This window comes from Arthrobacter sp. BGA-UO-ETr-C19 (assembly GCF_059568005.1).
Genome location: NZ_JCAQPC010000007.1, coordinates 98,873 through 120,358 on the forward strand (window position 1 = coordinate 98,873; position 21,486 = coordinate 120,358).

The 21,486-nt window shown below is 66.1% G+C and carries 21 protein-coding genes; 4 read left to right on the forward strand and 17 right to left on the reverse strand.

Going from position 1 to position 21,486, the window contains the following annotated elements; genetic code table 11:
• Positions 1–49: 49 nt before the first annotated feature.
• The 4 genes from AC57BR_RS02500 to AC57BR_RS02515 all read right to left on the reverse strand — a co-directional run bounded on the left by AC57BR_RS02500 (position 50) and on the right by AC57BR_RS02515 (position 3,788).
• Positions 50–826 carry an SDR family NAD(P)-dependent oxidoreductase gene (locus AC57BR_RS02500; RefSeq protein ID WP_496358191.1) on the reverse strand — a complete coding sequence of 259 codons (777 nt, stop codon included), beginning with the start codon at positions 824–826 and terminating at the stop codon, positions 50–52.
• Positions 827–861: 35 nt separating this feature from the next.
• Positions 862–2,229, reverse strand: coding sequence for an MFS transporter (locus AC57BR_RS02505; RefSeq protein WP_496358192.1), 1,368 nt, complete (start codon positions 2,227–2,229; stop codon positions 862–864).
• Positions 2,230–2,530: 301 nt separating this feature from the next.
• A complete protein-coding gene (locus AC57BR_RS02510) occupies positions 2,531–3,238 on the reverse strand; it encodes a FadR/GntR family transcriptional regulator (RefSeq protein WP_496358283.1) in 708 nt (235 codons plus the stop codon).
• 82 nt (positions 3,239–3,320) lie between these two features.
• Complete coding sequence (locus tag AC57BR_RS02515; protein WP_496358193.1) at positions 3,321–3,788, reverse strand: SRPBCC family protein; 468 nt, start codon at positions 3,786–3,788, stop codon at positions 3,321–3,323.
• A 42-nt stretch (positions 3,789–3,830) separates the two neighbouring features.
• Between AC57BR_RS02515 and AC57BR_RS02520 the strand changes: the two genes are divergently transcribed.
• The 3 genes from AC57BR_RS02520 (at position 3,831) to iolB (ending at position 6,849) form a co-directional block, all read left to right on the forward strand.
• Positions 3,831–4,877, forward strand: a complete 1,047-nt coding sequence (locus AC57BR_RS02520) for a gamma-glutamyl-gamma-aminobutyrate hydrolase family protein (RefSeq protein ID WP_496358194.1) — start codon at positions 3,831–3,833, stop codon at positions 4,875–4,877.
• 146 nt (positions 4,878–5,023) lie between these two features.
• Complete coding sequence (locus AC57BR_RS02525; protein WP_496358195.1) at positions 5,024–5,764, forward strand: GntR family transcriptional regulator; 741 nt, start codon at positions 5,024–5,026, stop codon at positions 5,762–5,764.
• 182 nt (positions 5,765–5,946) lie between these two features.
• Positions 5,947–6,849 (forward strand): 5-deoxy-glucuronate isomerase, encoded by a 903-nt coding sequence (iolB, locus tag AC57BR_RS02530; protein WP_496358196.1) that lies wholly within the window; start codon positions 5,947–5,949, stop codon positions 6,847–6,849.
• An 8-nt stretch (positions 6,850–6,857) separates the two neighbouring features.
• Here the strand turns inward: iolB and AC57BR_RS02535 are convergent, their stop codons facing one another.
• A complete protein-coding gene (locus tag AC57BR_RS02535; protein WP_496358197.1) occupies positions 6,858–7,703 on the reverse strand; it encodes an aldo/keto reductase in 846 nt (281 codons plus the stop codon).
• Positions 7,704–7,734: 31 nt separating this feature from the next.
• Positions 7,735–8,961 carry an MFS transporter gene (locus AC57BR_RS02540; RefSeq protein WP_496358198.1) on the reverse strand — a complete coding sequence of 409 codons (1,227 nt, stop codon included), beginning with the start codon at positions 8,959–8,961 and terminating at the stop codon, positions 7,735–7,737.
• A gap of 173 nt (positions 8,962–9,134) precedes the next feature.
• Here AC57BR_RS02540 and AC57BR_RS02545 point away from each other — a divergent pair, with 173 nt between their 5' ends.
• The gene (locus AC57BR_RS02545) at positions 9,135–9,584 is read left to right on the forward strand and encodes a MarR family winged helix-turn-helix transcriptional regulator (protein WP_496358199.1); all 450 of its coding nucleotides are present in this window, start codon (positions 9,135–9,137) and stop codon (positions 9,582–9,584) included.
• A 108-nt stretch (positions 9,585–9,692) separates the two neighbouring features.
• On the opposite strand, the gene AC57BR_RS02550 is transcribed toward AC57BR_RS02545, so the two are convergent.
• From AC57BR_RS02550 to AC57BR_RS02600, 11 genes are all read right to left on the reverse strand, one after another.
• Entirely contained in the window at positions 9,693–11,153 is a 1,461-nt protein-coding gene (locus AC57BR_RS02550) for a sugar porter family MFS transporter (protein WP_496358200.1), read from the reverse strand.
• Positions 11,150–12,025, reverse strand: coding sequence for a sugar phosphate isomerase/epimerase family protein (locus AC57BR_RS02555; RefSeq protein ID WP_496358201.1), 876 nt, complete (start codon positions 12,023–12,025; stop codon positions 11,150–11,152). The genes AC57BR_RS02550 and AC57BR_RS02555 overlap by 4 nt, the downstream gene beginning before the upstream one ends.
• A 113-nt stretch (positions 12,026–12,138) precedes the next feature.
• Positions 12,139–13,152, reverse strand: coding sequence for a Gfo/Idh/MocA family protein (locus tag AC57BR_RS02560; RefSeq protein ID WP_496358202.1), 1,014 nt, complete (start codon positions 13,150–13,152; stop codon positions 12,139–12,141).
• Between the two features lie 36 nt (positions 13,153–13,188).
• Positions 13,189–14,100 (reverse strand): sugar phosphate isomerase/epimerase family protein, encoded by a 912-nt coding sequence (locus tag AC57BR_RS02565; RefSeq protein ID WP_496358203.1) that lies wholly within the window; start codon positions 14,098–14,100, stop codon positions 13,189–13,191.
• Between the two features lie 70 nt (positions 14,101–14,170).
• Positions 14,171–15,679 (reverse strand): CoA-acylating methylmalonate-semialdehyde dehydrogenase, encoded by a 1,509-nt coding sequence (locus AC57BR_RS02570; RefSeq protein WP_496358204.1) that lies wholly within the window; start codon positions 15,677–15,679, stop codon positions 14,171–14,173.
• Between the two features lie 51 nt (positions 15,680–15,730).
• Positions 15,731–17,659: a 3D-(3,5/4)-trihydroxycyclohexane-1,2-dione acylhydrolase (decyclizing) gene (gene iolD / locus AC57BR_RS02575; protein WP_496358205.1), complete on the reverse strand. Its 1,929-nt coding sequence runs from the start codon at positions 17,657–17,659 to the stop codon at positions 15,731–15,733.
• Positions 17,660–17,683: 24 nt separating this feature from the next.
• Positions 17,684–18,634 carry a Cgl0159 family (beta/alpha)8-fold protein gene (locus tag AC57BR_RS02580; RefSeq protein WP_496358206.1) on the reverse strand — a complete coding sequence of 317 codons (951 nt, stop codon included), beginning with the start codon at positions 18,632–18,634 and terminating at the stop codon, positions 17,684–17,686.
• Positions 18,631–19,644, reverse strand: coding sequence for a 5-dehydro-2-deoxygluconokinase (gene iolC, locus AC57BR_RS02585; protein WP_496358207.1), 1,014 nt, complete (start codon positions 19,642–19,644; stop codon positions 18,631–18,633). The genes AC57BR_RS02580 and iolC overlap by 4 nt, the downstream gene beginning before the upstream one ends.
• Before the next feature lie 221 nt (positions 19,645–19,865).
• Positions 19,866–20,270: a tautomerase family protein gene (locus AC57BR_RS02590; RefSeq protein WP_496358208.1), complete on the reverse strand. Its 405-nt coding sequence runs from the start codon at positions 20,268–20,270 to the stop codon at positions 19,866–19,868.
• Between the two features lie 231 nt (positions 20,271–20,501).
• Entirely contained in the window at positions 20,502–20,975 is a 474-nt protein-coding gene (locus AC57BR_RS02595) for an SRPBCC family protein (RefSeq protein WP_496358209.1), read from the reverse strand.
• Positions 20,972–21,334 (reverse strand): ArsR/SmtB family transcription factor, encoded by a 363-nt coding sequence (locus tag AC57BR_RS02600; RefSeq protein ID WP_496358210.1) that lies wholly within the window; start codon positions 21,332–21,334, stop codon positions 20,972–20,974. Before AC57BR_RS02600 ends, AC57BR_RS02595 begins: the two co-directional genes overlap by 4 nt.
• Positions 21,335–21,486: the final 152 nt, after the last annotated feature.

Below are 21,486 nucleotides of genomic sequence, written 5' to 3' on the forward strand. Positions count from 1 at the left end.
ATCCCGGCGGGACACTTCGGATAAATCAGGAAGGGGTCAGGAAACCGGGTTAGGAAACCTGGAGGCCGCCGTTGATGTCGTAGGTGGCGGCAGTGATGTAGCCCGAGTCCGCACCCAGCAGGAAGGAGATCAGCGCGGCCACTTCTTCGCGGGTACCGACGCGGCCCATCATGATGCCCTCGGACATCTGGGCCTTGCGATCCTCGGTCAGCGTGCCGCCCATGATGTCGGTGTCGATTGGACCCGGTGCAATGGCGTTCACGGTCACGCCGAACTCGCCGACTTCGCGGGCCAGGGCACGGGTGAAGCCGATGATGCCGGCCTTGGAGGCGCTGTAGGCCACCTTGGAGTAGGTGCCGCCACCGCGCTGGGCGGAGATGGAGGAGATGCTGACGATGCGGCCGAGCTTGCGCTCGATCATTCCCTTGAGCACCCGCTGGGACACCACGAACGTGCCGCGCATGTTGATGGCGAAGACCTTGTCCCACTCGGCAACCGTGGTTTCCATGAAGGGGGTCGGGGAGCTGATGCCGGCCAGGTTGGCAAGAGCCACGATCGGCGGCAGGGATGCTTCGATCTCTGTGATCGCCCGGTCCACGGATGCTTCGTCGGAGACATCGGCGCCGACACCGATAGCCTTCACGGCACGGTTGGACCCGATCTCCGCGGCGGCGGCCTTCGCGTCCTCGGCGTTGATGTCCAGGATCGCGATGGACCAGCCTTCGCTGGCCATGCGGTCAGCTGCTGCGCGGCCGATGCCGCGGGCGGACGCCGCGCCGGTCAGCACAACGGTGCGCTCTGCGGGGAAAGGGGTGATTGAGCTCATTGCGGTATTCCTTCGGGTGGTTCTCGAATGGGTCTTTAGTGGCTGGCCGAAGCGTCTGCGGCGGCCTTGACTGCCGGATCCAGGGCCGCATCGCCTTCGGGGCGCCTGCGGGCGTAGAGGTAGGTGGCCACAGCTGTGACGCACAGGCAGAAGGAGAGGAACAGGAGGCCGCTCTGGTTGTTGCCGGTGGCGTCCTTCAGGAGGCCCACTGCGTAAGGGGCGACGAATCCGCCCAGGTTACCCAGCGAGTTGACCATAGCCAGGCCGGAGGCTGCGGCTGCGCCGGTGAGCGCTGCGGACGGCATGGACAGGAACGGGGCAATGGCTCCGTAGATACCCATGGCCGAGGCGGTCAGGGCGATGAGTGCCAGGACAGGGTTGACCGGGAGCAGGTAACCGGCGGCGAGCAGGCCCAAACCGGCCAGGACCATGCTGACGGCGCTATGCCACGCACGCTTGCCGGTCTTGTCAGCACGCTTGCTCCAGAAGAAGACGAAGGCTGCAGCCACTGCGTACGGGATGAGGACGATGAACCCGACCTCAGCCGTGGAGAACTTGCCCAGGGCCGCCACGATCGTGGGCATCCAGAGTCCGAGGCCGTAGATGCCGCAGACCAGGCCGAAGTAGAGGGCCGAGTAGACGATGGTTCGCTTGTCCTTGAGGCCGGCCAGGAAGTTATGGCTGCCACCCTTGGACTTGGCTGCCAGTTCGGCGTCCATGGTGGTGGCGAGCCATTCGCGTTCGTCGGCGTTGAGCCACTTGGCGTCACGGGGGCGGTCCGTCATCAGGAAGGGCGTCAGCACGCCCAGCAGGATGGCGGGGATGCCTTCAATAATGTAGAGCCACTGCCAGCCCTGCAGGCCCATGATGCCGTCCATCTGGAGGAGCAGGCCGGAAACCGGGGCACCCAGCGCGTTGGAGATGGGCTGGGCCAGGATGAAGATGCCCAGCACAGAGACGCGCTGTGCGGCCGGGAACCACAGGGTCAGGTAGAAGAGAATGGCGGGGAAGAAGCCGGCCTCGGCGGCGCCGAGCAGGAAGCGGATGATGTAGTAGGTGGATTCGCCGTTCACCAGGGCCATCGCCGCAGCGAAAATGCCCCAGGTGATGAGGATGCGGGCCAGCCATTTGCGGGCGCCGAACTTGTACATGCCGGCGTTGCTGGGGATTTCGAGCACGGCGTAGCCGAGGAAGAAAATGCCGGCGCCCAGCCCGTAGGCCGCGGCGCTCAGGCCGATGTCCTCGCTCATAGTCAGTTTGGCGAAGCCGACGTTGTTCCGGTCCAGGTACGCGATGAAGTACAGCAGGACAATCAGGGGCATTACGCGGCGGCGGACCTTGCGGAGCGTGCGGTCTCCAAGCTCGCCGAGTCCGGAGGACTTTGTGGTTAATGAAGTCATCATCGACCTTCTGTCTGGCGGTTCCCGGCGGCTTCGCGGTGGGAATCCGCAGCTTGTCTTTGTGGGGTTCAGTCCGGCTTCAGTAATTATGTCTGGTTTATCTGATGTCAGACATCTGACGGAAGAACATGACCAAAAGCATAGGAGGGTGACGAGCATTACGTCAAGACGAAAAGGGTGGACCCGAGGAAAAGGCGGGTTAAGGCGACCGCGGACCCAGATGAAAGTCAGGGCCCAGCAAAAAGTTACGGGACCAGATGAAAGTCAGGACCCGGAAAAACTCAGACTCACGAGTGGCCCGAGACTAGGAGCGCTGGCCGTGAACGTAACGTTCGTAGTCCTCGAATGTCTGGTCCATGTGCTCGTCCATGGCCTTGCGCGCCAGCTCGGCGTCGCCGGTGAGGATGCTCTCCAGCACGCGCTGATGGAAGGCGATGGCGTGGCGCTGGATCTCCTCGATGGCGGACGTCTCGCGGCGGGCGCGGTAAAGGGACTGGCCCAGCTGGGCCAGGAGGGCCCGGACAAACGGGTTGCCGGAAGCCTTGAGAACGGTGTCATGGAAGGCGATGTCCGCCGCCACGAACCCGTCAAGGTCGGCGGCCTGATGATACCGTTTCATGTCCGCGATGGAGGACCGCATTTCCTCGGCATGCTCGGGGGTGTGGCGTCTGGCAGCAAGCGCGGCGGCGCCGGTTTCCACCATGCGCCGGACCTCGATCAGGCCACGGGAAACCTGGTCGTCCGCGTTGCCGTGCGAGGCCGCCTTGATAATGGCGTCGAGGCCGGTCCAGTTGTCTGCCGGGTTCACGAACGTCCCGCGGCCCGCTTTGACGTAAAGGATGTTCTGCGCCCGGAGTGCCTTCAGCGCCTCACGGGCGGTCAGCCTGCTGACGTCATAGGCCTTGGCGATGTCGGCTTCCGGCGGCAAGGCATCATGCGGCTTCAGCCTGCCGGCAAGTATGTCTTCCAGCAGACCGTCAACGAGGTCGTCAACAAGTGTCCTGCGCCCCACTGACTGCCCTACTTTCGCCTTGCCTATTGCTCCCAACACTACCGAAACCGGGCCAGACGCAGTAACAACGGCACAAACTGCGTCAGCTTGTGGCCTGGGCGCCCGTAACGTATGAGTCCAGCCTGGCGAGCGTCCTGTCAATATTCTCCGGATGGCGGCCAAGATAGCCGGCAAGCCGAAGCAGGAACTTGCCGCGGACATGGCGGGCATCCCACTGTTCGGTCACGAGCGTTCCGGGCACGCCGCTGCTGTCCGTGGCCGGTTCCAGCAGGTAACGCCACGCATGCCCGTAGAAGTGGCGCCAGGCGATCTGGCGGCCTTCCTCGAATTCCGTGACGGTGTTGAGGATCCGGTAATTGACCCTGACATTCATCTCCATCCCGAATCTGGCGCCCGGGCCGAGGCGCCGGGGCCCCCGCGGCTGGGCGCCCTTGACGGTGCCTGAACCGTCGATTTCGCTGTGCAGCGCGGGCGTGGCCAGGACCTCGAAGATGCGGTCCGGTGCCGCGGCGATGAAGCGGTCCCGGGACACCAGATAGCGGTTGTTCATCGGCCCAGCCTAAACCGCCCGGATATGGGGCAGAATTTGAGGATGCAGAATTCAACGCGGAATTCAGACACGGCGCAGACTCTGGACACAGCGCAGACCACAGACAGTTCGCAGACCCCGGACACAGTCCCGGATACAAACGCGGCGCCGGGTACGGTGCCGGGCGATGTGCGCCGGCCGCGGATCGGCATTCCCGTCCGGCTGAGCAGCTCGGCGGATCCGGACCCGCGGGTGGCAAAGGCCAACAGCCTCTTCGGCTGCATCGTCAGCCTCATCCGCGATGTCGGCGGCGAGCCGGTGCTGCTCACCCCCGAGTCGCTGGAGGGTGGACTGAGCGGCGCAAGTGAAACGGCGGGCGGCGCATCCAACAGCGGCGCACCCAACAGCGGAACGGCCGACGGCGGACCGGCCAACAGCGGAACGGCCGACGGCGATAAGGCGCCGGACGCGCCCGAGGCGCTTGACGGCGTCGTACTTCCCGGCGGCGGTGACGTTGACCCTCGCCTCTACGGCGAGGAGCCGGGGCCCTCCCTCTATGACGTCAACGCGGAGCAGGACCGGCTGGACATCGCGGTGGCGCGGCGCGCGCTCGATGCCGGCACGCCGGTGCTGGGTATCTGCCGCGGGCACCAACTGCTCAATGTCCTGTACGGCGGGACGCTTGTCCAGGACATGACGCCGGGTACGGTGCCGCACCGGCAGGTCCCGGCAGCGGCCAACAGGCCCTGGGTCTGGCACGAGGTGACGATCACCCCGGGATCCAAAGTGGCGAAGATGTATGCCGCCGCGGGAAATCCGGAAGCCGGCGGGACGGCGTCCGCCGACTCCGGTGAGGCCGCGCATGATGCAGCAGCGGGTGACGCAGGCGCCGTCGAGGTCAAGATCGCTTCGGGCCACCACCAGGCTGTGGACCGGGTGGCCCCGGGGCTGCTGGTGACCGCCGTGGCGGATGACGGCACGGTGGAGGCGCTGGAGGACCCCGATCGGTGGGTCGCGTCGGTGCAGTGGCATCCGGAAGCCCTGGAACTGACCGAAGAGCAACGGCTTGCCCCGTTCCGTGTGTTTGTGGACGCCTGCCGCACTCCCTGACCGCCGGCCTTCCCCTGACCGACCGGGCTCCTTGACTGCCGGCGGCTCCCTGCTATGATCAAAAACAGAGTATGTCCTAACAAACGGACATGCACTGACATACAGGCTACTGGACGCAGGAACCTGCAGCACAAAGGGAGCACTCAATGGCGAACCAACTACACCTCAGCATCGACCGCTCGTCGCCGGTGCCGCTGTACCATCAGGTCGTCCAGGGCATTGAAGCTGCCATCCACACCGGCCTGCTGGAACCCGGCAGCCGGTTGGAGAACGAGATTGATCTCGCCGCCCAGTTGAACCTCTCGCGCCCCACCATGCGCAAGGCCATGGACGAACTGGTCCGCTCGGGGCTCCTCGTCCGAAAGCGGGGGGTCGGCACGCAGGTGGTGTCGAGCCAGGTCCGCCGCCCTCTTGAGCTGTCCAGCCTGTACGACGACCTGACCAACAACGGCAGCAAGCCCACCACCGAGGTGCTCACTTTTGCGCACGTCGAGGCCGACCCCGCCACCCGGGAGGCCCTGCACCTCGCGGCCGGGGCCAAGGTCTACCACTTCACCAGGCTCCGGAAGGTGGGCGGCAAGCCGCTGGCCCTGATGGAGAACTGGGTGCGCGACGACATCACGCACATCGACGAGGACCTGCTGAAGACGCAGGGCCTGTACAGCATCCTGCGCAGCGGCGGCGTCAACTTCCGCCTGGCCACGCAGCGGATCGGCGCGATGGTGGCCAACGACTACCAGGCTCCGCTCCTGGAGACCGAAGCCGGCTCCGCCCTCGTCACCATGGAACGCACCGCCGTCGACGACACGGGGCGGAACGTGGAGACCGGACACCACGTCTACCGAGGTGACTCCTACAGCTTCGAAATGACACTGGTCCAGCGCTAGGAGAGCCCAGCGCCAGGGCAGTCCAGCGCCAGGGCAGTCCAGCCGTAGCGCAGGCCAGCGCTGCCCGCGCGGCGTAAGGACCCGGGAGGCTCCTTCAGCGCAGGGGCGGCATTAGGCCTGCCCTTGCGCCGGGCTGTCGCGCGCCGGACCGACCACCACACATCCGAAAGGAACATGAACTTATGGCCGAATGGGTATACCCCCTGGGCAGTGCAGCCGAAGGCTGCTGGGACGTTTCGCTGGGAACGTCGGACTCGAAAGTTGCCGTGGAGGGCTGGGAACACACGGGACTGAAGGTGGCCACGCTGGGGCCGGGCGCCGCCGTCGAACTTCCGCCTGCGGCTGAGGAACGAATTGTCATCCCGCTGAGCGGGGCGTTCACTGCCTCCGTTGACGGGCTTGACTACCCGCTTGCCGGGCGGGCCAGCGTCTTCAGCGGACCCACCGACGTGCTGTACTCCGGGACGGACAAGGCGGTGACGGTCACGTCGTCCGACGGCGGCCGGGTTGCCATCGCCACGGCCCCCGCCAAGGTCCAGTACCCCACCCGCCTGATCACCGCGGCAGAGACGCCGGTGGAGCTGCGCGGCGCCGGAAACTGCTCTCGCCAGGTCCACAATTTTGGCACCCCTGCCGCGCTGGAAGCCGACCGCTTCATCGTCTGCGAGGTCCTCACCCCAGCGGGCAACTGGTCCTCCTACCCGCCCCACAAGCACGACGAGGAGAAGGAGGGCGAGACCCGGCTCGAGGAGATCTACTACTTCGAGACGCGGGTGGCCGATGTTCCAGGCTCCACCGGCCCGGGCGGGAATGAGGACGCCATCGGCTACCAGCGGGTCTATGCTTCCGACCACCGGCCCATCGATGTTGCCGCCGAGGTCCGCACCGGCGACGTGGTTTTGGTTCCCTACGGCTGGCATGGCCCGGCCATGGCGGCGCCCGGCTACGACATGTACTACCTCAACGTCATGGCCGGACCCGGCCGCGTGCGCGACTGGCTCATCAGCGACGACCCCCACCACGGCTGGGTCCGCCAGACCTGGGACAGCCAGAACCTGGACCCCCGGCTGCCGTTCGGGGCGTAGGGTCCGACTTACCCGTTGAACTCGGCCGGGTGCGGGCCGGTCCGGCCGTCGCGCTCGAGGGCATCGATGGCCGCCAGCTCGGTGTCCGCCAGCTCAAAGCCGAACACGTCCAGGTTCTCGCGGATCCGCGCCGGGGTGACCGACTTCGGGATGATGATGCGGCCCTGCTGCAGGTGCCAGCGGAGGATCACCTGGGCGGGCGTCACACCGTGTTCCGCGGCGATGGCGGTGACGGCCGGCTCCCCCAGCACGGCACCCTGTGCCAGCGGACTCCACGCCTCGGTGGCGACGCCGTGGGCGGCGTTGGACCCGGCGACGTCCCGCTGCTGGAGCGCCGGATGCAGCTCCACCTGGTTGACCGCCGGGACGGTTCCGCCCAGGCCAACCAGTTTGTCGAGGTGCTCCGGCAGGAAATTGGAAACGCCGATCGCCCTGACCCGGCCGTCCCGGAGCAGCTTTTCCAGGGCCCGCCAGGACTCGAGGTAGCCGTCCGTCGCCGGAGCCGGCCAGTGAATGAGGTACAGATCCAGGTAATCCAGGCCCAGCCTGTCCAGGCTTGACTGGTAGGCGGCAAGGGTGGCGTCGTAGCCAAGGTCTGCAACCCAGACCTTGGACGTGACGAACAGGTCTTCGCGGGCTATCCCGGACTCTGCCAGGGCCAGTCCGGTGCCGGCTTCGTTCCCGTAGATGGCGGCGGTATCGATGCTCCGGTAACCGGCGGCAAGGGCCGCGCTGACCGCGGCGGTGGTGTCGTCGTCGGATACCTGGAAGACGCCGAAGCCGAGCTGCGGCATGCGGACGCCGTTGTTGAGCGTGACGGTGGGGATCTGGGTGGCAGCATTGCTGGCGTTCATGGAAGCTCTCTCTGTTGTGGTGTTTGGCGGTTCAGCGGACAGCCGGCAGTGCCGGAGCGTTGGGGTCCGACCCGACGGAATCCGCGGGAGCCGTAGTGGATCCCGGCGCGGCGGCCGGGGCCATGGCCGCGGCGACGGCCATGACGGCCAGGCCCAGCAGGGTAATGCCGGCCCCGGCCCAAATGGGCGAGGTGTAGCCCAGGCCGGCGGTGATGGTCATCCCTCCCAGCCAGGCGCCGAGGGCGTTGCCCACGTTGAACGCGCCGATGTTGGCCCCGGACGCGAGAGTGGGGGCGCCGTCGGCGTATTTCATGACCCGCATCTGCAGGCCCGGCACGGTGGCGAAGCCGAAGCCGCCCATCAGCACCATGGAGGTAATGGTGAGTGGCTGGTTGCCCGCCGTCAGGGCGAAGGCCACGAGAACAATCACGAGGACCGACAGGACGACGAGAAGCGTGCGGTCGACGTTCCGGTCGGCGGCCTTGCCTCCGAGCGTGTTGCCGATAAAGAGGCCGACGCCGAAGACGATCAGCAGCCACGGCACTGTTGAAGCGGCGAATCCGGAAACTTCCGTGAGGGTGAAGGCGATGTAGGTAAAGGCACCGAACATCCCGCCGTAGCCGAGGATAGTCACCAGGATGGACAGCCACACCTGGCCGGAGCGGAAGGCCCGGAGTTCGCTGCGGAGCCCGCCGGGGGCGGTGTCACCGTGGCCGGTCTTGGGCACCAGCGTCAGGATGCCGACCAAGGCCAGGACTCCGATGCCGGTGATGGCCCAGAATGTGGAGCGCCAGCCGGCTGCCTGGCCGAGCATGGTGCCGAACGGGACGCCGAGGACATTGGCCGCGGTGAGCCCGGTGAACATGATGGCGATGGCGCCGGCCTTCTTGGTGGGGGCCACCATGTCCGCGGCTACCACCGCGCCGATACCGAAGAACGCGCCGTGGGCCAGGGCGGCGATGATGCGGCCCACCATCATAATCCCGTAGCCGGGGGCTGCGGCCGAGATCAGGTTGCCGGCGATGAAAAGCACCAGCAGCATGGCCAGCACGGGCTTGCGCTCGAAGCGCGTCACGGCCGCCGTGAGCAGCAGGGCGCCGACGACGACGGCGAGGGCATAGCCGGAGATGAACCAGCCAGCGGAGGCTTCGCTCACCCGGAAGTCCGCGGCCACTTCGGGGAGCAGGCCCATGATGACGAATTCGGTGAGTCCGATGCCGAACCCGCCGAGGGCTAGGGCTATCAGGCCAATTGGCATGGATGTGCTCCTTCGGAACTGTACTGAATGGGGAGCGCGACGTAAGCTAATAGTTGCAAGCGCGCTATATTTTGTTGCACAAGCAAATATTGCACAGAAAGATATAGCGCGCAAGCAACTATCTATGCCCGGCCCTGTTCCGAGTGAGCCGGAGAAGTGAAGGAGGAAAGCCCATGGGCATCAAGGACGACGCCATGGAGGTGCGCGCCCAAGGGTGGCGCACTCTGGCGGCCCTGCACGGGCTGATCGAGGGGGAGCTGGAACGGTCGCTGCAGGGGCAGGCGCAGCTTTCCGTCGTCGAATACACCGTACTGGACGCGCTCAGCCGGCAGGACGGGTGGCACATGCGCATGCAGCAGCTGGCGCGGGCCACGGCTCTCAGTGCCAGCGCGACCACCCGGCTGGTGAACCGGCTGGAGGACCGCGGCCTGCTGACCCGCATCCTGTGCGCGGACGACCGCCGCGGCATCTACACCGAGCTCACCGAGAGCGGGAGCAAGCTGCTGGCAGAAGCGCGGCCCGTCCACGACGCCGCGCTGGAGCGGACCCTGGCCGAGGCGCAGCAGGTGCCGGAGCTGGCGCCCCTGGTGGACGCGCTCCCCCGCCTCTCCGCCGGCGTCTGACCCCGGGCTCCAAGAACCCCTCCGGCGCTGGAGTTTTTGTACAGATAATGCCCCCTCGAGGCCTTCGAGGGGGCATTATCTGTACAAAAACTCCGGAGCAGGACGGGCTTAGTGGACCGGGGCTTCCGCTTCGACGGCGGTCTTTGCGTCCGCGTCGGTCTTTGCGTCCGCGGGGACACCGGCCTGGTGCTTGAAGTAGTGTTCCACGTCCTCGAGGCTCTTGTCCTTGGTCTCCGGGACGTACTTTGCGGCGAACAGAATCGCCCCGACACCCAGGACGGCGAACACGAAGAACGTGTTGGAGATGCCGATGGCCGCGAGCAGCTGCGGGAAACCGAAGCCGATCAGGAAGTTCACGATCCAGAGCACGAAGGCCGATGCGCCCATGCCCAGGCCGCGCAGCTTCAGCGGGAAGATCTCCGAGAGCATGAGCCAGGTGACCGGTGAAATGGCTCCCTGCTGGAAGGCGAGGAACGTGACGGTCAGCGCCAGGATCACGTAGCCGCGGGCGGTGCCCTCGGGCAGGACCAGCGAGAACAGGCCGATCAGCAGCAGCGCCGAGGTGGTTCCGATCTGCCCGGTGATGAGCATCCGCCGGCGCCCCACCTTGCCGAGGAGCCAGATGCCCGCGAAGGTGGCCAGCACGGAGATGACACCGTTGGCAATGTTGGCGCTCAGTGCCGCTTCCCGGCCGAAACCGGCATCCGCGAGGATCTGCGTGCCGTAGTACATGATGGAGTTCACGCCCGTGATCTGCTGGATCACCGCAAGGCCGACGCCGACGAAGAAGATCCGCCGCAGCCAGGGAACCCGCAGATCCCTCCAGGACCCCATCTTGGACTTGTAGTCCTCCACGGCCATGGCCTTGACTTCTTCAAATTCTGCCGCGGCCTCGGCCCTGGAGCGGATACGCTGAAGCACTCCGAGCGCCTCCCCGAAGCTGCCCATCGAGGCAAGCCAGCGGGGGCTTTCGGGCATGAAGGCCATGCCGATCCACAGGGCGACCGCCGGCAGCGTGGCGATCACCAGCATCCAGCGCCAGATACCTCCGGCCTCGCCGAAGGTGTTGCCGAGGTAGGCATTGAAGATGAAGGCGAGCAGCTGGCCCGTGACGATCATGAGCTCGTTCTGCGTCACGATCCGCCCGCGCCGGGCCGACGGCGACACCTCCGCAAGATACACCGGCACCGTTACGGACGCCCCGCCCACGGCCAGGCCCAGGATGAACCGGGCCGCCACCATGAACTCGGTGCTGGGGGCCAGGGTGCAGAACAGCGTGCCGACCAGGAAGATGACGGCCAGGACCATGATCATCTTGCGGCGGCCGTTCCGGTCCGCCAGCCGCCCGCCGAACAGGGCACCGAAGGCGGCACCCAACAGCAGCGACGACGTCACCATGCCTTCGGCCAGCGGGGTCAGGCCCAGGTCCTCCTGCATGTAGGGCAGGGCACCGTTGATGACGCCTGTGTCGTAGCCGAAGAGCAGGCCGCCGAAGGTGGAGATGATGGTGACGGTGCGCAGTGCCCTGTTGTGTTTTAAGTCAGCCTTCCCAGAAGGCGCCGCCGTCATACGCTGACCTTCTGCACGTACTGCTTCATGGTGTCCAGCTGGAAGCGGGAAACCTCCTCGGCATTCTCGTTTTCGGCGAAGACGCTGGACACCATCACGGTGTCGTCCCGGTCGAGGAACCCGATTTCCTTCAGGCCGCCGAAGAACTCATCCCAGTTCACGTCGCCGTCGCCGATTTTCAGGTGCTGGTGCACCCGGACGGCGTTGCCCGGCGGGTTGGTGATGTAGCGCAGTCCGTGCGAGGCGTGGTGGTCCATGGTGTCGGCGACGTGGACCAGACGGAGCTTGTCCCCCGCCGCGCGCATGATGTCCAGCGGCGAGTTCTTCATGTGGAAGCTGTGGGAGGCCACGTAGACCATGCCGACGTTCTTCGAGTTCAGCCCGCGAATGACGCGGATCGCGGCAAGGCCTTCTTCCACGAAGTCGTCCGGGTGCGGGTCGATGAGCAGGTCGATGCCTTCGCGCTCGATGATGGGGAGCAGTTCCTCCATGGAGCGGTAGAACGCGCGCTCGGATTCCTCGGCCAGTTCCGGCCGGCCGCTGAACTCGGTGTTCATGGTGCTGACGCCCAGGTCAACGGCGATCTGGATGGCGCGCTTCCAGTAGCGCACGGCTGCCTCACGGGCGTCCTCGTCCGGGCCGGACCACCGGAGCACCGGCAGGATGGACGCGACTTCGATTCCGGCGTCGGTACACGCCTTCTTCAGCTGTCCCACCAGTTCGTCGTCGGCCTTGGGGTGGTTGTAGAAGGGAATGAAATCCGGGTGCGGCGTCATCTGCATGTACTTGTAGCCGAGGTCCGCCACCACCTTGGGGAATTCCAGCAGGCTGTGGCTGTGATGGAACGGGGTGGGATCAAGGGCGATTTTCACGAGGAACACTCCATTGTGGAAAGAGTCGGGCAACAAACGGAGTTTTTGTCCAGATAATGCAACCTTGAGGGCCTCGAAGGCGCATTATCTGGACAAAAACTCCAAGGACGGGCCTAGGTGTAGAGGGCAGGCTTGGCGTTCAGCTTCACGGCGACCTTCTCGCCGTTCTTCTGGGCCTCCACGCCGGCTTCGCAGCATGCAGCGGTGGCGTAGCCGTCCCAGGCGGTGGGGCCGCCGATTTCGCCGCGGAGGGCGGCGTCCACCCAGGCCTGGATTTCGACGTCGTACGCGGCACCGAAGCGCTCCTCGAAGCCGGGGGTGACCTTGCCGCCCCAGCGGCCGTTGCTGCGGAGGTACGGGCCGCTGTCGCCGCCGATGCTGACGATGCCGTCCTCGAAGGAGGCCTGCGTGGCCACTTCGTAGCCGAACTTCGCGTTCACGTAGATTTCGACGTCGGCCAGGACACCGGACTCGGTTTCGATCAGGACGTGCTGGGGGTCGTGCTGGCCGGCCGGTGCGTTCTTCGTGGCCTTGCCGAGGCGGACCTGGACGGAGGTGATCTCTTCGCCGGTGAAGAAGCGGATGGCGTCGAACTCGTGGACCACCGAATCGTTGATGAGCATCTCGTTGGTGAAGCCAGCGGGGGTTGTCGGGTTGCGGTGCTGGTGGTGCAGCATCAGCAGCTCGCCCAGTTCGCGGTCGCGGATGACCGAGCCCAGGGCCGCGTATTCCGCATCGAAGCGGCGCATGAAGCCCACCTGGATGCGCTTGCGGCCGAGCTTCTCCTCGGCCTGGACGATCTTCCAGGACGACTCGGCGTCCGGCGTCAGCGGCTTCTCGCACAGGATGGGAATGTCCTTGGCGATGGCCTTGAGCAGGATCTCCTCGTGCAGGAAGCCTGGCGTGGCGATGAGGACGGCATTGACGTCGCCGTTGTTCAGCGCCTCATCGGCGTCCGCGAGGGCAACGGCGCCCGGGATGCCTTCGATAGCGGCCTGGGCGCGGGCCAGGTCAACATCGACGACGGCGGCTACTTCAGCACCGTGGATGCGCTTGCTGAGGCGCTGGATGTGGTCCGCGCCCATGCGGCCGGCGCCGATGACGGCGACGCGAAGGGTTTCAGTCATTGTTCTTTCCTTACGTTTGGTATGCCGGGGCGGATGTTAGTTGACCGCAGTGCGGGAGCCGCAGGACAGAAGATAGTTGCGGGTGCGCTTGGCGATGGGCATCGGAACGTCGAAGGCCACCGGGTACATGTCCTGCTCCACGATGCCGAAGATCGGCCGGTCGAGGGCCTCCACGGCCTCGATGACCGCGCGCAGGTCCGGCAGGCCGTTGGGCGGTTCCGTCATGACGCCGGCCAGGTTTGCTGCTGCCCAGGTCATGTTTTCCTCGTTGACCTTCTTGAGGACGTCCGGGTTGATCTGCTTCAGGTGCAGGTACCCGATCCGGTCCGGGTAGTTCTTGATGAGCTCCAGGCTGGAGGCGCCGCAGTATTCCGCATGGCCTGTGTCCAGGCACAGGTTGAGGTACTGCGGGTCCGTCGCGCCCAGCAGCGTTTCGATGTCCTCCTGGGCTCCGACGTGCGAGTCGGCGTGGGAGTGGAACTGCTGTTTGAGGCCGAAGTCCTCGAGCAGCGTCTTTCCGAGCCGGCTGTGGCCGGCGAACAGGTCGCTCCAGGCCTTGTCGCTGAGCGTGCCGCTCTCCACGGCCTCGCCGGTGACGTCGTCGCGCCACATGGCCGGGATGACCACGATGTGCTCGCCGCCCATGGCTGCGGTCAGTTCGGCCACCTTGCGGGCCGGCTCCCAGGCCGTCTCCCACTGGTCCAGGCCGCGGTGGAACGCGGTGAAGACCGTGCCCGCCGTAACCAACAGGCCCCGCTGCTTGAGCTCCTCGGCGAGCCGTGTGGGGTCGTTGGGCAGGTAGCCGTAAGGGCCGAGCTCGATCCACTTGTACCCGGATTCGGCCACCTCGTCCAGGAAGCGCTCCCACGGGGTCTGTTTGGGGTCATCCGCAAACCACACGCCCCAGGAGTCGGGCGCGGTGCCGATGATCAGCTTGTTCTCTGTCATTGCTCAATCCTTCTGGTTTCGACGGGCTCAACCACCGGTGGTTGAGCCCGTCGAAACCGATGCTGCCAGGTTAGTTGGAGGGGAAGTTGTAGGAGGCGCCGGAGGCGTGGGTGGGTTCGGGCCAGCGTGAGGTGATGACCTTGCCGCGGGTGTAGAAGGAGACGCCTTCGGGGCCGTAGATGTGCTTGTCGCCGAAGAGGGATGCCTTCCAGCCGCCGAAGGAGTGGTAGGCCACCGGGACGGGCAGGGGCACGTTGATGCCGATCATGCCGACGGTGACGGAGCGCTGGAACTTCCGTGCTGCCGCGCCGGAGGAGGTGAAGATCGCGGTGCCGTTGCCGTACGGGTTGGAGTTGATCAGTTTGATGCCGTCCTCGAGGGTGTCGACGCGGACGACGACGAGGACGGGTCCGAAGATCTCCTCCTGGTAGGCGGTCATTTCGGTCTTGACGTGGTCGAGCACGGTGGGGCCGACCCAGAAGCCTTCTTCGTGGCCCGGCACGACGAGGTCGCGGCCGTCCACGACCATCGCGGCACCGGCGGCTTCGGCCTCGGTGACGATCTTCACGATCCGTTCCTTGGAGGCGGGGGTGATGACCGGGCCCATTTCGGCGCCGGGCACGGTGCCGTTGTTGACCTTCACGGCGGTGGCGCGTTCTTCGACCTTCTTGACCAGCAGGTCCGCGGCATCGCCGACGGCGACGGCGACGGAGATGGCCATGCAGCGTTCACCGGCGGAGCCGAACGCGGCGGCGGCGAGGTGGTCGGCGGCGTTGTCCAGGTCGGCGTCGGGCAGGATGATGGCGTGGTTCTTCGCCCCGCCGAGGGCCTGGACGCGCTTGCCGTGGGCGGTGGCGGTCTCGTGGACGTACTTGGCGATCGGGGTGGAGCCAACGAAGGAGATGCCGTCCACGTCCGGGTGGGTCAGCAGGCCGTCGACGGTTTCCTTATCGCCGTGCAGGACCTGGAAGACGCCGTCGGGCAGGCCGGCGTCCTTCCAGAGCCTGGCCAGCAGCAGGGATGCGGAGGGGTCGCGTTCGGAGGGCTTGAGGATGAAGGCGTTGCCGGTGGCGATCGCCATCGGGGCCATCCACAAAGGGACCATGACCGGGAAGTTGAACGGGGTGATGCCGGCGACGACACCGAGGGGTTCGCGGAAGGAGAACACGTCGATGCCGGTGGAGACCTGGTCGGAGTAGTCGCCCTTGAGCAGGGACGGGATGCCGCAGGCGAATTCGATGACTTCCAGGCCGCGGCCGATCTCGCCCTTGGCGTCGGAGAGGACCTTGCCGTGCTCGGCGGTGATCAGCTCGGCAAGTTCATCGATGTGGTTGGCGACGAGTTCGCGGAACCTGAACAGCACGGCGGTGCGCTTGGCCAGGGAGATGTCGCCCCAGGAGTCCGCGGCGGCGCGGGCGGCGGCGACGGTGGTGTCCAGGTCGGCGCGGTTGGCCAGACGCAGCTCAGCCGACACGGCCCCGGTGGCCGGGTTGTACACGGGCTGGGTGCGGTCGCCTTCGCCGGCGGTCTCGGCACCGTTGATGAAGTGGTTGATGGTGGTGACGGTCGTCGTTGACATAGAGATGACTTCCTTGGTCTGAGGCTTCGGGGGCTGTGGCGTTGGGGGAGGTTAGCCGAGCAGCTTGCGCTGGCGGGATTTATGGTCGATGTAGGTCTGGAAGGCCTGCTTCGTGGAGTCGAGTTCGGAAACCGCAGAGACGGGCACGTCCCACCAGGATTCGGAGCTCGGCGCGTCCAGCAGCGGGTCGGATTCGACGTGGATCACGATCGGGCCGCCGCGTTCCGGTGCGGCCTTGGCGTCGCGGATGGCCTGCTCGAGTTCGGCGATGGCCTTCTCCCCCGGCTCGATCCGGATCACCTTCACGCCCAGGGATTCGGCGTTCAGGGCCAGGTCCACCGGGAGGGTCTCGCCCTCGTCGAAGCTGTGCTGTTCCTCGTCCAGGACGCGGTACTGGGTGCCGAAGCGCTGCGAGCCGAGCGATTCGGACAGTGAACCGATGGAGGCGTAGCCGTGGTTCTGGATCAGGACCACGATCAGTTTGATCCGTTCGGCGACGGCGGTGACCAGTTCGGTGTGCATCATCAGGTAGGAGCCGTCCCCGACCATGACGACGACGTCGCGCTGGGTACCGCCCTTGGCGGCTTCGGCCAGCGCTGCGCGCTTGACGCCCAGCCCGCCGGGGATTTCGTAGCCCATGCAGGAGTACGCGTACTCGACGTGGTAGCCGAACGGGTCGCGGACCCGCCACATCTTGTGCAGGTCGCCCGGGAGGGAGCCGGCGGCGCAGATGACCACGTCGGAGGCGTCCATGGCCCGGTTGGTGGCGCCGATGATCTCGTTCTGTGCCGGCAGCGGTGTGTACCGGGTGTCGAAGGCCGTATCGACCGTGGTGTTCCAGCGCTGCTTTTCGGCGGCGATCTTCTCCTCGAGGTCGGCGCCGACGCGGTAGCCGCCCAGGGCCTGGTTGAGCTTGACCAGCGCCTTGCGGGCGTCGGCGACGATCGGCAGTGAGGTGCCGTGCTTGTACGCATCGATCGGTGCAACGTTGATGTTGATGAACTTCAGGTCCGGGTTCTGGAACGCGGTCCGGGAGGCGGTGGTGAAGTCCTCGTAGCGGGTGCCGATGCCGACGATCAGGTCCGCTTCGGCTGCCAGGGCGTTGGCCGCCGTCGTGCCCGTGGAGCCGATGGCGCCGAGGGAGAACGGGTGGTCCCAGGGCAGGACGCCGACGCCCGCCTGCGTGTTACCCACCGGGATGCCCGTCAGCTCCGCGAAACGAGCGAGTTCCTCGTTCGCGTACGCGTACAGGACGCCGCCGCCGGCGATGATCAGGGGCCGCTTCGCGGCCCTGATGGCTTCGGCGGCGCGGCGGATGTCGTCGTCGTCCGCTTCGGGGCGGCGGATCCGCCACTCACGCTCGGCCAGGAATTCCTCGGGCACGTCGAAGGCCTCGGCCTGGACGTCCTGGGGCAGCGAGATGGTCACCGCGCCGGTCTCGGCCGGGTCGGTCAGGACGCGCAGGCCGTGGTGGAACGCGGAGAACAGCTGCTCCGGGCGGGTGACCCGGTCGAAGAACTTGGACAGCGGCCGGAAGGCGTCGTTGACCGTGAGGTCGTAAGCGTAGGGCTGCTCAAGCTGCTGCAGCACCGGGTCCGCGGCACGCGTAGCGAACGTGTCACTGGGCAGCAGCAGGACCGGCAGCCGGTTCGTGGTCGCCAGCGCCGCACCGGTGAGCAGGTTGGACGAGCCCGGGCCGATCGAGGTGCTGATCGCAAACGTCTGCCGGCGGCGCGTGTGGCGCGCATAACCCACGGCCTGGTGCGCCTGGGCCTGCTCGTTGCGGCCCTGGTAGTACGGCATGATGCGCGGGTCCTTGGCCTGGTACTGCTTCAGGGCTTGGCCCACACCGGCCACGTTCCCGTGCCCGAAAATGCCGAACGTGCCCGGGATCAGCCGCTCGCGGAAATCGGCCCCACCCACGGAGTCAACGGTGTACTGCTTGGAAAGGTATTCGACCACGGCCTGTGCCACGGTCATCCGGCGGGTTCCTGTTCCCATCGTTTACTCCGATACTTCTGCGGTGTGGGCTGATGTGGTGTGGTGGAGGAGTGAAGCGGCCGCGGCGACAGCCCCGGCAACGTCGCCGTCCTGCGGGTACAGCAGGGTCCGGCCGACGGTCAGGCCCTGGACGCCCGGGAGGGCGAGGGCGGCTCCCCAGGTCGCGAACACCTCGTCCTGGGTGCCCGCCGGGTCCCCGCCCAGCAGCACGGTGGGCATGGTGGTGGCGGCCATGACGCGTTCCATCTCGGCCACGACCGGCAGCTTCATCCAGGTGTAGGCGCTGGTGGAACCGAGGCCTTCGGCGATGGCAATGGACTTGATCACGGCGTCCGGGGACAGGTCGTTGCGGACCCGGCCGTTCTCCCGGACGGACAGGAAGGGCTCCACCATGGCGATGAGCTTGCGTTCGGCCAGCGAATCAATCGCCTTCGCCGTGGCCTCCAGCAGCGAGACGGTGTCCGGGTCGCCGAGGCAGATGCGGGTCAGCATCTTGCCGCCGTCCGCACCCAGTTCTTCCAGCGCCGCGGCGGTGTGGCCGGTGAAACGGTCGTCGAATTCATTGACCAGGCCGGTGAGGCCGCCGCGGTTCATCGAACCGAACACCAGCTTGCCCTCCAGCGCCCCCAGGAGCAGCAGGTCATCCATGATGTCCGGGGACGCCAGGACGCCGTCCACAGCCGGGTTGGCCAGTGCAATCTGCAGCCGGTCCAACAGCTGGCGGCGGTCCGCCATCGCCACCGGATCGTTGCCCACTGAGAGCGCTCCGCGGGCCGGGTGGTCGGCGGCGACGATGAAGTTCTGCCGGCCGTACTTCAGCCCGGGGTGGCGGCGCCGGGCCTTGGCGGCCCGGGCGACTGCGGCGGGGTCTTCGAGCCGGATGGTGCTCAGGTGCTCGTAGCGGCGTGGGTTGTCATCCACCGCGAGGGTCGCGGTACCGGGGTTAAGGCTCACAGGGCCGCTCCTTCGGGGATTGAGGTGCCGGGAACAGCATCGGGAACAAGGCGTCCGCGCTCGGTGAGCAGGGAGGTGACCTCGGCCGGGGTGGGCATGGCGTCTGCGCAGGACAGCCGGGAGGCAACAATGGCGCCGGCAGCGTTCGCGTAGTCCAGGACCTGGGCCAGCGGCCAGCCGGAAAGCAGCCCGTGCACGAAGGCGCCGCCGAAGGAGTCGCCGGCACCCAGGCCGTTGACGGTCTCCACCGGGACTGGGGCGGAGACCACACGCTCGGTGCGGGTCTTGGCCATCACGCCTTCCGGGCCGAGCTTGACGACGGCGATCTCGACGCCGGCGTCCAGCAGGCGGTCCGCCTGCTCATCCGGGGTCCCCGGGCCGACGGCCACGGAGCATTCCTGGTCGTTGCCGATGGCCACCGTGACGTGCGGCAGGATCCGGGCCACCTGCTCCCGGGCTTCTTCTTCGGAGGCCCAGAACATGGGGCGGTAGTCGAGGTCCAGGATGGTGTACTGGCCCTCCGTCAGGCCGGTGCGGGGCCGTGCTTCGTGCGCCTTGATGTGCGCCTCGCGGCTCGGCTCCTGGCACAGGCCGGTCACCGTGGACCAGAAGATCCCGGCGTTCCGGATGGCGTCCGTATCGAGCTCGTCGGCCTTGATCTGAAGGTCAGGCGCCGTCGGGAAACGGCCGTAGAAGTACAGCGGGAAATCATGCGGCGGCTGGATCGCGCAGAATGTGGCGGGCGTCTGCAGCCCCTGGACCGGGCTGACGAAGGAATCGTCAACACCGAACTTTTCCAGTTCGCGGTGCAGGTACTGGCCGAAGGGGTCATCGCCGGTGCGGGTGATGACGCCGGTCCGGCGGCCATGGCGGGCGGCGGCCACAGCAACGTTCGATGGCGAGCCGCCGAGGTACTTGCCGAAGGACGTGACATCCTCCAGCCCCACCCCGATGTCGTTCGGGTAGATATCAACGCTGATTCGCCCGATCGTGAGCAGTTCGTGGGTCACGGTGATCGTGGACCTTTCTTTTGGATCTCAACCTCTAAGCAGCCGAACGGCCAAGGCTCCGGCGTTCCGCGGGCCCGTGAGCGGGACCACATGAACTACTGTGCCCTAGAATTTATGTCCTGTCAAAGGTTTGTACTGACATACTTACAACAAGCAGAACTCGGCCCAAAATGCGCGCTGGGGAGCTTCAGGCACGGGCCGGCAGGGGTACCGTTTCCGCTCTATTTCTTGGGCACGGCGAGCTCGCCGGTGACGTACTGCGCGCGGCCGAATCCGAAGGACCAGTCCCCCGCCGTGTTCTCGACGTAGCCAATGAAGACGTCCTCGCCGGCGATCCCCAGCCCCGCGAGCTTCCCCGCCACTGCTGCAAAGAGGCTCTGCTTCGCCTCCTGGCTACGCCCGCCCTGGGTGAAGATCTGGATCATGACGACGTCCCGCGTGCGCTCGAAGCCAAGGCCTGCGTCCTGAGCCACGATCTGGCCCGGCGCATGTTCGGTGACGATGTGGAAGTAGTCGCGTTCCGGGATGCCGTACTCGGCCAGGATGGCGTCATGGATGCCCCGGCTGAGCCGGTTGAGTTCATCCTGGCTCCGCCCCGAGTGGACGTCAATTCGTACGAGCGGCATGCGATCTCCTTTAATAGTTTGTCCTGACATACTATCAAAGTAGCGAGGGTGCGCAAGAGTTTCGCGCACGTCCACCCAAGTAAGTAGCAGCAGATGGCGTTCTAGGCGCTCAAAACGCCATCTGCTGCTACCTAGACGGGCGCGGGCCTGGCTTAAATGGCCGACGGCGGCCGGTGACCTTCAAGATGAAGGTCACCGGCCGCCGTCGGACGTTAGAGGGGTGACGCGTTCCTACTTAGCCAGAAGCTCCTCGAGCCGCTCGTAGCCGTCGCTCAAGCCGCTTTCCATGCCGGACTGGGCCATGCCGTCGCGGGCTTCCATGGTGGGATAGACCGAGTGACCGCGGAGGCGGGACCGCCCTCCGCCAAGATCCTCGAAGTTCATGAATTCGATGCTGACGATGTCCGGGTAGCCACTGAACTCGAAGGTCTGGATGGCAAACTCGTTCTCCCGGACGGTATGGAAGATGCCGCTGAACGCATAGGACACACCATCGGGGCCGGTGTGGTTGTACATGTAGCTGCCGCCGGAGCGGAAGTCATAGTGGTCGATGTCAACATTGGTGCCGCGCGGACCCAGCCACCGGGTAATCAGCTCCGGCTCTTTGTGGGCGCGGAACACCTCAGCGACCGGGAAATCGAACTCACGCTCGAAATCTATGAAGGGGACGCCGTCGGGGACGGTGAGTTTGAGTGCGTTGCTCATGATCTGTCCTTGTCACTGCTGCCGCGCGGGGCGGAGTTGGTGCGGAGTACGGCATCGAGGCTGCGGAACTGCGCCTCACGGACCAGCCGGTACTGGTCGATCCACGCGGTGAGCGCTTCGAGCCGTGCGGGATTCAGGTGCACGGGCCGGCGCTGCGCGTCACGGCTTCGCGTGACCAACTGCGCCTGCTCGAGAACCTGGATGTGCTTCGAGACCGCCTGTTTGGAGATCGCGAAGGGTTCGGCCAGCTCATTGACGGTGGCGGGTCCCCGGCTGAGCCGAGAGATAAGCTGGCGGCGCACCGGATCCGACAGGGCCAGGAAGGCCGCGTCCAACAGGTCGTCGTCGTCATTGCTCATGTCCACTGTCACTGCCCTGGCTCTATAATCAACCTACTTGTTTATCAACCATCCGGTTGATAAACACCATAGACCTCGCTTCGCTGGCAGGCAAGGGTTAAAAAGAAGAAACGCGGGGTCACTCTGCGCCCAATCCGGGGGGTGGATTGGGC